This window comes from Staphylococcus arlettae (assembly GCF_002902345.1).
Lineage (GTDB): Bacteria > Bacillota > Bacilli > Staphylococcales > Staphylococcaceae > Staphylococcus > Staphylococcus arlettae.
Genome location: NZ_PPQB01000012.1, coordinates 119,972 through 135,573 on the forward strand (window position 1 = coordinate 119,972; position 15,602 = coordinate 135,573).

Consider the following 15,602-nt stretch of genomic DNA (forward strand, 5'->3'; position numbering starts at 1 on the left):
ATTTTTTTCACACTTTGGCAAGGATGACTAGAGTTAAAAAAAGAAAGTTTTGAAGCGCATTTTCAATTCAGTCAGTTATTGTCAATTTTAAACAAAACAAGAACACATCAATGATGTCACACCCTCCGTAATGCAGAAAAATCTTACCTTTGTCAATTATATTAAGAAATTAATAACCCAAATTACTAATTGTTTTTCTTAGTCATCATTATATGACTGAAAATACTTAACTAAACTATTTTTTGTAGTCTTGATTATAGGTAAGATATCATTTTTCCCTTTATAACTAACACCTATCGTTCTACGAGCATGATAATTCCTTATTGGTAATTGTGTTAAATTAGGTAACTGAATATTTTTCATATGCGGTAAAATAGAGACCCCTAAACCTGAGCTAACAAAACTAGCTACAGTTAATGTCTCTTCACCTTCAAAGTTAATTTCTACATCCAAATTAAAATAGTTTAAAATCTCGTCCACTTGTTCTCGTAATACAAATCCTTGTTTTAATAAAATAAATTTTTCATTACTTACATTAGTAATATCAACAGTCGACTGTTGTGCAAGGGCATGATTACTATTAACTGTTAAATATAATTCCTCTTCTAATAATGGTACAAAGTTGGTACTTGTCGTTTTATTGGAAATCGTCGTAATAGCAATATCAATATCACCGTTATCTAACATCTTAAATAAATTATATGCATGATTTTGTACGAGTTTCACTTGAATTTCTGGATATTGCTGTCTAAATTGCTTTAAGAACTCAGACAAATACGTCGGTCCAACTGAATGTAAAAATCCAATTATAATTTCTCCTGACAAGGCGTCAGTCGCCCGCTTCACTTTACTCTGAAATAATTCCATTTCCTGCGTAATATTTTGCGTCGTTTCTAAAAATGCTACGCCGTATTTATTCAATTTGATGCTACGACCAATTCGATTAAATAATGGTACGGTCAAATGCTTTTCTAATTGTTGGATTGCTCTACTCAATGCTGATTGGCTAATATTCATCGCTTTAGCCGTTGCTGTAATATTTTCCGACTTTGCTAAGTGTTTAAAATATTCTAAATGATGCCATTCCATTAGTAACATCCTCTCTTATGTAAATAACGCATAGTTTACATGAAAATAATGCAATATTTAAATTATATAATTCATGCTACCATAAAATTATTAATAAGAAGAGGTGTTTACACATGCAGCCAGTAACGAATAACTACGTGGGAAAAGGATCAAAAGCATATACAAAAATTATAATAGCCTTATTCATTGCAGGTTTTACGATATTTTCTATTTTATATAGCGTGCAGCCACTCATCCCACATTTTACAAACATCTTTCATGTAAACAAGACTGCTGCCAGTCTGCCTTTATCTACAACTACGTTGACTTTAGCACTTGCAATGCTATTTTTCGGCGCGATTTCCGAAGTGATTGGTCGTCGTTCTGTTATGTACTTTTCCGTCATTTCAGTAACACTATTAGCTTTAGTACAGCCCTTCATTACTGATTTTAATATGTTTTTAATTATACGATTAATACAAGGTATCTGTTTAGCAGGCTTACCTTCTATTGCTATGGCATATATAGGGGAAGAAATCTCTGCCAAAAGTCTCCCTGAAGCTATGGGGATTTATATTAGCGGTAATGCTTTCGGTGGCGCATTTGGTCGTATATTCACGGGGTATATTACTAGTCTATATGGTTATCAAACGGGGTTACTTGCTATTGCCTTATTAGGTGTCGTTGCAGCGATATTATTTATTTGGTTATTACCGCCATCTAAACATTTCACGCAGCAAACTTTCTCTATTAAATCCTTACTCAAGAGCTATATTCAACATTTAAAAAATATTCGATTGCTCAAACCCTTTATATTAGGATTTTTATTGCTTGGTAGTAACATTGCTGCCTTTAATTATATTAGCTTTGAATTAAGTGATCCTAAATATCATTTGCCTCATAGCTTTATTAGTTTTATTTATGTACTTTTCTTACTCGGAATGGTGTCCTCAATGTTAAATGCGAAATTACGTGCCAAATTAGGGACACTTCCTGCATTAAAACTGAGTCTTTTAACCTTAGCACTTGGGATAACGATTACCCTACTCCCTGCATTAGCTTTTAAAATTATTGGCTTAGCGTTAAGTGTAGTCGCATTTTTTAGTGGGCATGCCATTGCCAGTGCTGTCGTAGCAAGCAGAGCGCAACACCATCAAGCACAAGCTTCTAGCTTATATTTACTTTTCTATTATATGGGGTCTTCTATTGCAGGCACACTTGCTGGTTATTTTTACAGTGTTATGCAATGGTCAGGAGTAGTATTAATGATTGTCTGCTTTATGGTTGTCGCCTTGTTCATTACGTTAACAATTAAAACGAAATAAAGAAACGGAAAGTAAAATCTGTCATTTGATATGATTTCACTTTCCGTTTTGCGCTATTATTCCGTTTAAAGTTAGCTATTAATTGTAGTATGAATACTTAAAATATTACTTTTCCCGTTGTACTAGGCCTTTACGCCCAACTAATAATAATACGCTTCCTAGTATCGCAAGGAATGACGCAAAAATTGTTACTGTTGTTCCTTCATTAATTCCAGTTTTGGGCAAAGTGTGTTGCACGCTGTTCTCATTCCACATTTTCTTTTTCATTGTAGGCTTATGCTGTGCTGGTTCACTCGTTGTAGAAGAAGGTTTGTCCATCTTCCACATTACTGTATCCTTTTCAGGCATATCTGCCATCCATTTTGTTGTTGTTGCACTGTTGGATTGTGTTGTTGACTGACTCTGCTTTGCCATGACTTCTTTATATTGGGGTGACATTGATTGTTGTCCAGCTTTCATATTACTTTGTTTAGATTGTTTATTTCCTCCACCCATTGCTTGCGGCATCGGTTGACTTGGCTTCATCATATTATCTGGACTCATTGGCTTCATTGGTACTGGGGCAGTTTGCTTTTCTTTTACATTGGACTGCTTATTTCCTTCATCCATTACTTGGGGCATCGGTTGACTTGGTTCCATCATATCCCCTGGGTTCATTGGCTTCATTGGTACTGGGTCAGTTTGCTTTTCTTTTACATTGGACTGTTCATTTCCTTCATCCATTGCTTGGGGCATCGGTTGACTTGGTTCCATCATATCCCCTGGACTCATTGGCTTCATTGGTACTGGGGCAGTTTGCTTTTCTTTTACATTGGACTGCTTATTTCCTTCATCCATTACTTGGGGCATCGGTTGACTTGGTTCCATCATATCCCCTGGATTCATTGGTTTCATTGGTTTCATTGGTTTCATTGGTACTGGGTCATCTTTCATATTACTTTGATTGGACTGTTGATTGCCTCCATCCATCATTTGCGGCATCGGCTGACTTGGCTTCGGCATAACCTTTGTATCCATTTGTTGCGATGTCAGTGAATTTGGCTTCATCTCAGGTGATTGTTGAGGTGGCGCTTGTGTTGATGGTTTTACTTGTGGTTTTGCTACAGTTGGGTCAATAACTCTTACTTGCGCTGTATTGGAGATTTTGCCAGTTTTATTTTTAGCTAAAAATTGTATGGTGTCTCCTGCCGTTAATCGTTTGCCGAAAGGTACAATGACAGTAAAGCGTCCAGTCCCATCCTCTTGAACATGTACAGTATAGCCATCTGAGAAAACTACCTTAACTTCTGTATTTTTATCTGTTGTCCCTGTAATTTCTCTCGATTTAGTCGTAATCGTATCGACTTTTGGTTGCTGCGGCTCAATGTTAACATTCATATCGATAGGTTGAACGGCTTTTTTCATTTTATATTTTAAAATAACATTTTGGTTCTCTCTCGTATAAGTGATTATATTATTTTTTACCGGTCCCTCAGCCATTACAAATTCATAATTATCGTCTGACACGTCTTTTTGCAAATGATTGATCGAAATGATATCACCAGCTTTACCGGCTAGATAATTAGGTCTTGCTATGTTTTCTCCAGTGTCCACATCTTTATACTGCACATAAACAGTCGATGTTGGTACGTATGTGAATGAGCCAAATTTAAATTGTTGTTTATTTGATCCATTGGGACCTGTAGATGCAAATATAGTTAAATTAAACTTAGTTGTCTTACTTAACCGTAGCCAATCAGCAATATTACGTTCCCAAGTTTGCCCCTCATACAGTACTTTTAACATTTCAGTCTTAGGATTAAATTCGAACGAAAACGGATAAAAAAGATTATTATCAGGCTTTCCTCTAAGTAATTTAGGTCCTTCTATACCATTCTTAGAATTATACGTTATCGCTTTGTGCTGATAATCCTGTGTCGTATGAATAAAAGCACCAAAGGCACCTAACTGATTCAAATAACTAGGATCTGCTTTAGCAAAAGTACTCTCTTGTCCATCAAATTTGGTATCCAATTTAAAACCAAAGGCGTTTTTCAAGCCCCCTATACCGACTGCTGGTCCTGCTTTACCTATTTCACCCGGACTGTTCGGTGACAAGATAAAACTCACACCATTACCGCTATTTTGAGCCATACTTCTGTGACCTAAATTCACCTTGCCAGTCAAATGAAAACCTTGTGAAATATCTAATTTCGAAGTTAAATATGCAGCACTAACTAAGTTATTTGTATCATCAGTTAAACTAATAATTCCTGTATTTGGATTATACCAACTAGTATTACCAATCACTCTAAAATGATCAGCAAAGTTTGCTTTCGTCACCTGCTCTTGACCCTTGACAGCTGTATCTATGTTTTCATTTATAGTTGTTGCAGGAGAATGCACTACATCTCTAGCAGTCGAAGCCATTTGAGCTGTTGTGTAGTTTTCTTGTTGTGGTGACTCACGATACATTTTTTTAGGGGCTAACCACTTATCTGCTGATGCTTGAGATTGTTCAACAGATTTTACTGGCTGTTTTGGAAATGTTGTTTGTGTAGTGTTTGAAGGTGTTGATATTACATTGTTAGCAGGGTTATCTAAAGTATTATCTGGTCGAGACACTTCAGGTTTATTATCGTTATACGTTGGGGTGTTATGGTGCTCATGCGCTACTGATAAATGTTTATCTGTGTTTACAACGTCATTATTCATTATTTTTTTGTCTATAGACTGTGCATCTCGTTGTACATCAGTATCCCATTTGTGTAGCGAAACTTGGGATTGATCTACATACTGTTCTAATGTTTGCGCTTGTTTGTTATGTTCAGCTGCTTGCGCTTGTTGGTGCTGTCCAAATATTAAAAATGTACCAAGCAATATCGATGCAGTCCCGACAGAATATTTGCGAATGGCGTAATAATTACTACGATGTTCATTATGATAAGTTATGTTGTTCATAGATGTTCTTTGCTCCTTAAATAGTAAATTACTTTGTAAAAATATTTTATCTAAGGATATTATAAATAAGTTTAATGGCTTCTTTGTATTGATTCTAAACTTTGTAAAAAATACATGATAATTAGTAAAAGTCTAGTTATCATGTGTTTCTTATACTTTATTCTCAATTGCGCTATCAAACCAAATAAACGTCTTGTTACTATTTTTCAATATATGTTAAAACATTAAACCTTGAAGGGACGGAAATGCTTGTTTTTTATTCTTATAATATTTTTCTATTCGTTGAACTTTGGCTGTCACATTAGATTGTACATTATTTATCCCTTCTTAATTTAGTACTTTATAGCTTTTCATAGTGCTGAACAAACCAATAATAAGTACTAATGTCGCAAAAGCTAATGCAATATTATAATTATTCGAAGCTCCAATTAATACACCAGAAATCGCAGGGGCAACCATCTGTCCAACACTGTAGATCACCGTTAAGGAGGCAACTAAATTTGACTTTCCTCCCGATTGATACATTAACTTTTGGCCTGTAGACATAAAAAGTGTCGTTAAACCTAAAAATGTACTACCAAACAAAATAGAACTTATCATCAAAATCAATGTGTGATTAGATAATATTGGTAAACTCACACCGATGATTTGAAGCACAAACGCACAATAAGTCGCTTTATCATAACCGATTTTCTCTGCAATGACTGACCACATTACAGTTGAAGGTATAGCTCCTAAACCTACAAACATCCAACTTAATGCCGCATAATCTGCCAATTCAGGAATAGATTTAACTATAGCTACTAAAAATGTACCCGTAATAATATAACCTGCACCTTCACAAAAATAAGCAATTGAAAAATAGCGTATAAATTTAGCATTTAATGGTTGCCTATCCTCTATCTTAGCGTGTTGTGTTTGGTCTATCTTTATAGTTGGATTATCACGCATACCAAAGATGACGAACATCCCACCTAATAATGAAACAACCCCCAACACAATCCATGTCAATTGCCAACTATCATTATGAGTTTCAAAAAATATATAAATACTGCTAGTAAAAATACCTAGTCCTACGCCACTATATAACAAACCAGAAATATTCGATTTTTGTGCTTGTCGTAATGCTTCTAACACAATATTAGATGCTAACACAAATACTGTACCACTCGTTATTCCAGATACTAAACGCAGCATGGACCATAAACCGTATGACTCTGTCACTCCCATCAAAATGGTTGCCATAATATTGATAATCAAATATATTTTCAAATCTATAGCTTTGCTTTTAAAAATAAAGTACATCGGAATAATTGCACCAATTAAGTAACCCAGATAATTAATTGTGGCTAAAAAACCTGCTTGAGCACTATCCATATGTTCAGATACTTGCATAAAGGGCAAAATAGGTGTATAAGCAAAACGACCTATTGCCATTACTATAAATAAAGCTAGCATACCTAGCCATAATTGTCGTATTGCATGTCGCATCATCAAGTTGCACCTCTTTCTATATTTATCTTTCATTATACTTAACTAAAATGCGTAATAGAAATAAAGATTTTTCTTCAAATTATCCTTGCTGTTGATTATTGCTCCAGGACTCACTGAAAACCTTTGCACAAAAATCATATGTAAATTGATTTATTTTTTAAATTCAATCAGTTGAATTTAAATTAATATGAGTGTAATATTCGATTGGTCTTAATTTATATTAGTATTTACTAAATATGAATATAAAAGATTACTTAAGGAGTGTTTATATGTTCAATCAACCAAAACAATATATTAATGGTGCATGGGTAGATAGCCATAGCCAAGAAACAATTGCTGTTATTAATCCAGCAACTGAAGCTGCTTTTGGCACAATTGCTAAAGGTAATGCACAAGATGTCGAAGACGCTGTGCAAGCTGCTAATAATGTTTATTTAGAATTTCGTCATTCTTCTATCGACTATCGTAAACAGTTATTAGATGGAATTGTGAGTGAATACGAAAATCGTAAAGCTGATTTAATTGAAGCAATGACATTAGAGTTAGGTACGCCAGTCACTGCTGCCGAAAATGTACATTATGAAATGGGCTTAGCTCATTTTAAAGCTGCTCGTGATGCGTTAGATGATTTCCAATTCCAAGAGCGTCGTGGCAATAATGTCGTAATGAAAGAAGCGATTGGTGTCGCTGGTTTAATCACACCATGGAATTTCCCAACAAACCAAACTGCTATTAAATTAGCAGGTGCGTTAGCTGCTGGTAGTACAGTCGTACTCAAACCTTCTGAAGAAACGCCATTCGCAGCAATCATTTTAGCTGAAATCTTTGATAAAGTTGGCGTTCCACAAGGCGTTTTCAACTTAGTCAATGGCGATGGCATGGGTGTTGGTAATCCATTATCTGAACATCCATTGGTTCGAATGGTTTCATTCACTGGTTCAGGTAATACTGGTAGTAAAATTATGGAAAAAGCGAGTGCAGATTTCAAAAAAGTTTCACTTGAATTAGGTGGTAAATCACCTTTCATTATCCTTGATGATGCTGATTTAGAAGCTGCAGCAGACGCAGCAGTTCATAAAGTAGTCGATAATTCTGGACAAGTATGTATCGCTGGTTCACGTACATTAGTACCTGAATCTCAAAAAGAGGCATTTATTGAACAAGTAAAAGCTAAAATTCAAACAATTAATGTTGGTGATCCACAAGATAGTTCAGTAAATATGGGTCCTGTGATTAATGAAAAACAATTCAACCAAGTACAAGAATTTATAAAAATTGGTCAAGCAGAAGGTGCAACGCTTGAATTTGGTGGCGAAGGTAAACCAGAAGGCTTAGAAACAGGATACTATATCAAACCTACTGTATTTTCTAATGTAGACAACACTATGACAATTGCACAAGAAGAAATTTTTGGACCTGTTATGTCAATTTTGACTTATTCTGATTTAGATGAAGCCATTAAAATTGCCAATGATACAAAATATGGCTTAGCTGGTTATGTATACGGTAAAGATATGGAAACATTACAATATGTTGCAACATCATTAGAAGCTGGTGTTATTGAAATCAATGAAGCACCAAGAAGTTGGGATCTTCCATTTGGTGGTTACAAACAATCTGGAATTGGTCGTGAATGGGGAGACTTCGGTATCGAAGAGTTTTTAGAAGTCAAATCCATTTCAGGATTCTTCAACTAACAACTGGTTGTAGGACAGCAATTTAATGTTATCAACAAGATTTAGTCGTCCAATCTGACTGCACTGAATATTAAAAAGCACATTACAAGTCATCACCTATTTAAGGTAGTAGCTTGTAATGTGCTTTTATTTTTATAATTAACTTGGATCAAATTGTGCTTCTAAATCAGTTTCTAATTTAAATACTATGATTCTTTCTCCTGTGCGAGAGCTCAAGTCTGTATGTAAACTTACGACATGTGCTCCAGTAATATTTAATATTATTTCTTTTAAGTGTTCTGCACCAGATTCAAGCAATTTAGATCGCGTTCGTTTAATTGATAGCAAGCCTTCTTGTGTTTCACACACAGTATATTCTGCTGGCGTCAAAATACCTTGCAAATCAATAATAATCATATTTCTTAAAATATCTGTTTTTACAGATAATGAGCCTCTACCGAGATATTCTTTTTCCCATTGTGTCACTGCTTTACTAATTTCAGATTCACAAGAGCCTTTCGTTACAGTCATTAAACGATATACCTCCTATTACTTCTAGCTAGCATTTGTTCATTCCTATGATAATAGTATCTTGCTATATTATATCAAAAATAATAACACTGTCACTTTTCATTACCAGATATGCCACTGTCCATCCGGAGTAATATTCGCTAAATGTAACCAATGATTGTCTACTTTTTGTTTAAAGTTTTGATTTTCTTGTAGTAATCGGTCTATATGATCATCAGGTGCTTGAATCACAATGAGTAATCTTAGAGGCGCATGATACGCTTCGTAATCAGACCTCATGACTGATTGCCACGGTAAACCCGTCAATAAATCACTCGCGTTTCCTTGCATAACGCCCAACCCACCAGTCACTGTATGGGTAGTCTTACTGCCACTACCATAATAATGAGGTGCTACTGTCGAAGCATAATATTGTAAGTTAATCCAATGCGCCACAGTTGCAGGCCCTGCAATAATATTTGCTAGTATAGACCCTGTTGCATCCTCACGCCAATCATAATTTTGCAAGAAAGATCTACCTTCTAAATTTGTCTGTTGTGTTAATGTCCTTTGACCAATAATAAATGACGCGTTTCTTGCTAATCCCCATTCTGGTCTAATTTCGCTCCAGTCATGCGCTAAACGTTGTGCTTCATGTTTTGCATTTTTTACTGATTGCGACAATCGTGGTAAAGTCAGCATACGTTCTGTATTGGCATTAAGGCTTACTTGTGGCATGACCGCTTTAATTTGCGTTAATGCAGCTTGTGCCTCTGTAGATAGCTCAGGTACATAGATCCAATCCAACTCATCGATAGTAGTATTATGTTGTGCAGCTACAAATACAGTTTCATGTGGAATTGTGATGCCTAGATTTATCAATGCTTCACGAACTTCTTCTAAATTACACAACATCGCTAATACCTTTGCATTAAATCCACTGGCAGCACCACCACATGCCCCACAATCTAAAGAAGAAGCATATGGATTATTCGCACTTTGACTACCGTGACCACATAAAACAACTAATGGTGAAAAATCATGTGTTAATCCCATTAACTCCAATCCTTGTTTTACATATGTCACTTTTTCTTCTTTTGTGAAGCCTACTGGTAAACCGTCTTCTTCTCCATACATTTCATGCGTTAAAGTCAGCGAGCTCTTTGGTTTATTGAACCAGTTTTTATAAAATTTTTGGATTAAGTTTCCAACAGGTCTAGGTACAAAACTACGCGAAAACATTTGGACACTGAGCCATGAGCCACTTAATTCAGGTAATAATAAACTTGGCAGCACATTTTGTTTCATTTTCTTAAACGTATAAATTAATGAACTCACTGAATATTTGCGTTGTAAATGCATCTGTAAATCTTGCGGACGCGCCACTTCTTTTACTTTATGTAGTGGCTCATTCATAACTGGTAAAGATGCATGACTGTGATGACTACCCAATTGACAACTTTCTATAGGTATGCCGAAAAACCCTGCTATACCAATTGTCTCAAAAGGTCCTGCTGCTTCTAGCTGGCGTCTAAATTGTTCTGATCGTACATCTATACAAAAGGCTAGTTGTGCTTGCGTACTGTCATTCTTTTTTTCTGCTTTTGAAACGTTCGTGAGTTGATGGCGCAATTGCTGGGCATAACTATCTTCCCACGCTTCTAACCACAATGTTCTACACGTTTTGTCATCCAATCGTTGCGCTAATTTCAAGTAGTCATGCTGTTTAGGCATCGACAATTGGTTCCAATGGCTTGTTGTTAACCCTCCCCAATGTATCCAATTATTTATCAACGTCACTACAGATGGGCGTGCCACAGGGTTTGATGCATTAAAAGGGGCAAATGGTTGAATAAATACCCACTCTAATGCTAGACGAATCGCTAAGTATTCAGTTATCAACGGCGCTTTATGACCCACCTTATCAGTTTGCCATAATAACATACCTGCCCAACCCGGTAGTGCTAATAAATGATTTTCTAAGTAACCTTGAATTTCATCATGTGGAATTGCTAAATGTTCTAACATTTGTGCTATAACTTCCAGTGGTTCAGAAGGTACTTGTTTTAATGCTTGTCGTTGTACTTTTGATAATGCTGGATCATGTGTTACTAATCGTTGCCAAGCATAAAAGAATCCTTCTTCACGTCCTGGCATTGTCCAACTTGCTTGGTTTTCATCCAAGTACAACTTACACCATTTAATGACATGGTAATCAAGCAACTGTAAATATGATTCTTTCGGCTTATGTTTAATAAACTTACTTCTGGGTGGCATAGAGCGTTGTAACCAGCGTTGAAAGACATCATCATCAGGTAGTTCAGTTGTCGCCGCTAAGTCATAACTTTCAGATTCTATTGTTAACGGTTGATCATCTAATTTCAGGGCATTGCTCCCATATTGTTTTGCAACTTCAAAAGGTACATTTAACTGTTGTTGTTCTATCCATTGTTCCAAACGCTCAACTAAATAGCTATCCTCAATTTCACCTTTTTGATAAGCATCTTTAATAATTTTTTTGCCTGGAAATATATCTACATCTCTTGAATTATCTAACCATCTGCCGATAGTTTCGAATTGTTTATCTTCAAGGTTGACCCAAGGATGTCGTGCTGCAAATATAGAAATTGGTGATAATGGAACAATTACTTTTGTCGCACGTGTAATAACCGCTTCTATACTATCATTGTGCAATTGTTTGTGTGCTGTAGACTGCGCTGTAACCATGGTCATTCCTCCTTTAAGATAAAAATTTCTTGAGATAGTTAGGGTGCCGTTCTATTGCTTTTGTTTTCGCATCGCCTAAACGCACTAACCATAAATATATAATAGCGAAAACTTTTGATGATTGATGTTTCGCAACCCACGTACTTATAATGCTACCGAGCACTAAAATAACAGCTACCAATATTATAATAAATAGTGATGGGTGACTATTGCTAATAGCAATATTTTGTAACCACGCATTGAAATAATGATGGATGACGAAATAAACCACGCCCACTATAACGAGTGCGATGAGACCAATAATCCGCCCCATTTTGCCTTCACCAAATGCTACTAATTGAGTCCATGCCATCGATAACGACCATGCTAGAATAAGCGCACTAATGATTCGATAACCTTCACCTGGTTCTGCTAACCAGAAAACAATCGCTAACACTCCTGCTAAAATACGCCCACTAATAATCCAAAAGTACGACATTCTTTCATTAGCTCTAACTGGGACTTCAAAGTGTTGGAGTGCAGAGCCCGATCTTAAAAACAACGTTGCTTTGAATAAACCATGTAAAATAAGATGAATGATTGCAGCAACATACGCCCCTAATGCACATTGTATTAACATAAAACCCATTTGTCCCATAGTAGAGCCAACGAGCTGTCGTTTATAATCTACATGCACTAAGCTAATGCCCGAGCCTATTAATACGGAAATACAGGCAATAATGATTAAAATAAATGCAGCAAAATCACTATGAAACAACGGTGAAAAACGTGTCAACATAATACCACCTGCATTCACAATACCGGCATGCATAATTGCAGATACTGGCGTAGGTGCAGCAACAGATTCTATCAACCATCGTTGGAATGGCCATTGAGCTGCCGGAACAATCACAGCAATAATAAGCAGCAATGATAAACCAAAGTATTGCCATCCAGTAACCATACTAAGATGCGCTTCTGTTAAAGCTGCCGAAAACGTCCATTCTCCTGTAATAACAAATAACCACAATACCGAACATGCTAAAGCTATCCAACTTAGTAAAAAATAGCGACTTGTAACTTTTGCTGCCGCTTTAGTTACTTTCCATTTTCGATTCAGGCGCATCAGCAATGATAAACAAATTAAAGTCAGACCCCAAAATGCCGTCATTAAGCGTAAATCATCACTTAACCATGCAATCGCTGCAAAACTTGTCACTAATTGAAATAACACAAAATATTTACGATAATTAAAATCGCCTTTTAAATACTGCATCGAAAAGCGTTGGATAATTAATCCAATGACTAATACAAAGAACGCCATTAACCATGCGAGAATATCAAAATAAAAAGGTCCTAATTTCTCACTATTATCTATGTTAATTAAGGCAATTAATGCGATTAAAGGTGGTAATGCACTTACCCCTATATGTATTTTTATATAAGACAGTGGTACACGTTTATTAATAAAAATAACACCACTTATCACAGCAATGATTAACGTGCTGACAAACACAATCATGAATGTTAAAAGTCCTGATGTAGCATCCATATACTAGGCCCCTTTCCATTTAAAATAATAAATGTTCCACAACTATATTTAGCAAAACAAAAAAGCCAACAAGTTGTAAGATACACTCTGTGTATGCATTACAATTGTTGACTTCATTACAACCTACTCCCGTAAAGGAATATTTTGCGCTGCTGTCGCTATGTTATCAATAATTTTTCGTTATACCGTTAACTATAGAAAGCAACTGCACCTAAGATACTTTTTCATTCAACCAATATTATTATATTAATCGTCTGCTAAAGTGGGAATTCACCTTTCAATAAGTAACGGTATATTAATTCAGAATAGTAACAATTTATAACTTTTTCAGCTATCTGTCAAGTTTTAAGATAATTACAACAGAATCACCACGCAAAGATTCAACAAAAAAGAGGTTGGAATATCGTAGATGCAGAACAGCATCTGTTCATATTTTTGCAGCTGGCTAAAAGAAAATTACGTTTCAAATAAATCTTTTCTTTTGCTTCATGCTTTCGAATTGAGAGACAAACTTTTGCCGCTAGTACAGCTAAAACTTTCATATAATATTAGTATTGTTTTTGGCCGACTTCTACTCGCCGAAGACTACAGGCTACGGCAGTGCCCGCGGAAAGCATGCACAAAAAAACTGCCAACAAAGTTGGAGCCTTTGTCAGCAGTCTTTATCATCTTTGTAGGTAAATCTAGTTCATCAAATTGCAGTCAACGTACCGTTAAAACAAGCCAGTTGGATTGGTATCATAACTGACTAAAAGATTTTTAGTTTGTTGGTAGTGGTCTAACATCATTAAGTGGTTCTCTCTACCAATACCGGATTGTTTGTAACCACCAAATGCAGCGTGTGCTGGATATGTGTGGTAATTATTGACCCATACACGTCCTGCTTGTATACCTCTACCAATACGATAAGCAGTATTTTGACTACGCGTCCATATACCCGCGCCAAGACCATACATTGTATCGTTAGCCATTTCTAAGGCTTCTTCATTATCTTTAAATGTTGCTACAGACAGTACAGGACCAAAGATTTCTTCTTGGAAAATACGCATGTCTTGAGTTCCTTTGAAGATCGTAGGCTCAATATAAAAGCCATGTGCTAAATTATCATCTTCCGTACGGACGTTACCTCCGACTAGCACTTCTGCACCTTCATTTTTTCCAATATCTAAATATTTTTGAATTTTTTCTTGCTGTTCATTAGAAGTTTGTGCACCTACCATTGTTGTATCATCAAGTGGATTACCTAATTTAATTTTGTTCACTTTATCAATACATAATTTAATAAAATCTTCGTAAATATCTTCATGCACTAAGGCACGTGAAGGACATGTACATACTTCACCTTGGTTAAGTGCAAACATGACTAACCCTTCTACAGCTTTATCTAAAAAGTCATCATCTTCATCCATAATATCTTTAAAGAAGACGTTAGGTGATTTACCACCTAACTCCAAAGTCACAGGAATAATATTATCACTAGCGTTTTTCATAATGATTTTTCCTGTTGTTGTTTCACCTGTAAAGGCAACTTTATTAATACCTGTATGTGTGGCTAATGCCTCACCCGCTTCAGCACCAAAACCATTAACGATATTTAATAATCCGGCAGGCAATAAATCTTCAATTAATTCAACAAAATGTAATACAGATACAGGTGTTTGTTCTGCCGGTTTTAATACAACAGCATTACCTGTAACTAAAGCTGGCGCAATTTTCCAAGTGGCCATAAGTATAGGGAAGTTCCATGGAATAATTTGACCTACAACACCAAGTGGCTCTTTGTAATGATATGCGACTGTATCATTATCAATTTGTGAAATGCCACCTTCTTCGGCACGTATCACTCCAGCAAAATATCTAAAATGATCTACCACTAATGGTAAATCTGCCGTTAATGTTTCACGTACAGGTTTTCCATTATCGAAGGTTTCAATCACTGCTAAGTATTCTAAATTTTGTTCGACACGATCAGCTATATCTAATAACAATTGAGAGCGTTCAGCGGGAGATTTTTTGCCCCACTCAACTTGCGCTTGTTGTGCAGCTTGAACCGCTAAATCTACATCTTCTTTAGTGGATTGTGGTACTTGTGAATAAACTTCACCTGTTATGGGAGAGAGATTATCAAAATAATTTCCTTGTTGCGGTGCTTGCCATTGGCCGTTAATAAAATTTTCGTATTGCGTTTTTACCTTGTATTGTGCATTTGGTTCAGTTGGATTAGTATAAATCATTTAATTACCTCCTTTTAGTAGTTCCTTACCCGCAACTACTTACTTGTAAGCGCTTAAATTATAATCCCAAAAACTGTATGAATTGCTAAAACAGACT

General features: G+C 35.8%; 9 protein-coding genes. 2 read left to right on the forward strand and 7 right to left on the reverse strand.

The window, feature by feature from the left end; all coding sequences use genetic code 11:
* Positions 1 to 198: 198 nt before the first annotated feature.
* Complete coding sequence (locus CD036_RS06640) at positions 199 to 1,089, reverse strand: LysR family transcriptional regulator (RefSeq protein ID WP_103388245.1); 891 nt, start codon at positions 1,087 to 1,089, stop codon at positions 199 to 201.
* A 113-nt stretch (positions 1,090 to 1,202) separates the two neighbouring features.
* Between CD036_RS06640 and CD036_RS06645 the strand changes: the two genes are divergently transcribed.
* On the forward strand, positions 1,203 to 2,393 hold the full coding sequence (locus CD036_RS06645; RefSeq protein ID WP_103388246.1) for an MFS transporter: 1,191 nt from the start codon (positions 1,203 to 1,205) through the stop codon (positions 2,391 to 2,393).
* 105 nt (positions 2,394 to 2,498) lie between these two features.
* Here CD036_RS06645 and CD036_RS06650 read toward each other — a convergent pair whose 3' ends face one another.
* Both CD036_RS06650 and CD036_RS06655 read right to left on the reverse strand, forming a co-directional pair.
* On the reverse strand, positions 2,499 to 5,333 hold the full coding sequence (locus CD036_RS06650; RefSeq protein ID WP_103388247.1) for a lectin-like domain-containing protein: 2,835 nt from the start codon (positions 5,331 to 5,333) through the stop codon (positions 2,499 to 2,501).
* Positions 5,334 to 5,660: 327 nt separating this feature from the next.
* Positions 5,661 to 6,827, reverse strand: coding sequence for a YbfB/YjiJ family MFS transporter (locus tag CD036_RS06655; protein WP_021459443.1), 1,167 nt, complete (start codon positions 6,825 to 6,827; stop codon positions 5,661 to 5,663).
* 269 nt (positions 6,828 to 7,096) lie between these two features.
* Here CD036_RS06655 and CD036_RS06660 point away from each other — a divergent pair, with 269 nt between their 5' ends.
* Positions 7,097 to 8,524: an aldehyde dehydrogenase family protein gene (locus CD036_RS06660; protein WP_021459444.1), complete on the forward strand. Its 1,428-nt coding sequence runs from the start codon at positions 7,097 to 7,099 to the stop codon at positions 8,522 to 8,524.
* Positions 8,525 to 8,662: 138 nt separating this feature from the next.
* Here the strand turns inward: CD036_RS06660 and CD036_RS06665 are convergent, their stop codons facing one another.
* The 4 genes from CD036_RS06665 to exaC form a co-directional block, all read right to left on the reverse strand.
* Positions 8,663 to 9,034 carry a Na-translocating system protein MpsC family protein gene (locus tag CD036_RS06665; RefSeq protein WP_103388248.1) on the reverse strand — a complete coding sequence of 124 codons (372 nt, stop codon included), beginning with the start codon at positions 9,032 to 9,034 and terminating at the stop codon, positions 8,663 to 8,665.
* Positions 9,035 to 9,136: 102 nt separating this feature from the next.
* Positions 9,137 to 11,740, reverse strand: a complete 2,604-nt coding sequence (locus CD036_RS06670; protein ID WP_103388249.1) for a DUF2309 domain-containing protein — start codon at positions 11,738 to 11,740, stop codon at positions 9,137 to 9,139.
* 13 nt (positions 11,741 to 11,753) lie between these two features.
* A complete protein-coding gene (locus tag CD036_RS06675; protein ID WP_103388250.1) occupies positions 11,754 to 13,271 on the reverse strand; it encodes an NADH dehydrogenase subunit 5 in 1,518 nt (505 codons plus the stop codon).
* A 713-nt stretch (positions 13,272 to 13,984) separates the two neighbouring features.
* Positions 13,985 to 15,505, reverse strand: a complete 1,521-nt coding sequence (exaC, locus tag CD036_RS06680; RefSeq protein ID WP_021459448.1) for an acetaldehyde dehydrogenase ExaC — start codon at positions 15,503 to 15,505, stop codon at positions 13,985 to 13,987.
* Positions 15,506 to 15,602: the final 97 nt, after the last annotated feature.

Coding starts and splice junctions, on each gene's coding strand:
- CD036_RS06640 (WP_103388245.1), bottom strand. CDS start 1,089: ATGGAATGGCATCATTTAGAATATTTTAAACACTTAGCAAAGTCGGAA.
- CD036_RS06645 (WP_103388246.1), top strand. CDS start 1,203: ATGCAGCCAGTAACGAATAACTACGTGGGAAAAGGATCAAAAGCATAT.
- CD036_RS06650 (WP_103388247.1), bottom strand. CDS start 5,333: ATGAACAACATAACTTATCATAATGAACATCGTAGTAATTATTACGCC.
- CD036_RS06655 (WP_021459443.1), bottom strand. CDS start 6,827: ATGATGCGACATGCAATACGACAATTATGGCTAGGTATGCTAGCTTTA.
- CD036_RS06660 (WP_021459444.1), top strand. CDS start 7,097: ATGTTCAATCAACCAAAACAATATATTAATGGTGCATGGGTAGATAGC.
- CD036_RS06665 (WP_103388248.1), bottom strand. CDS start 9,034: ATGACTGTAACGAAAGGCTCTTGTGAATCTGAAATTAGTAAAGCAGTG.
- CD036_RS06670 (WP_103388249.1), bottom strand. CDS start 11,740: ATGGTTACAGCGCAGTCTACAGCACACAAACAATTGCACAATGATAGT.
- CD036_RS06675 (WP_103388250.1), bottom strand. CDS start 13,271: ATGGATGCTACATCAGGACTTTTAACATTCATGATTGTGTTTGTCAGC.
- exaC (WP_021459448.1), bottom strand. CDS start 15,505: ATGATTTATACTAATCCAACTGAACCAAATGCACAATACAAGGTAAAA.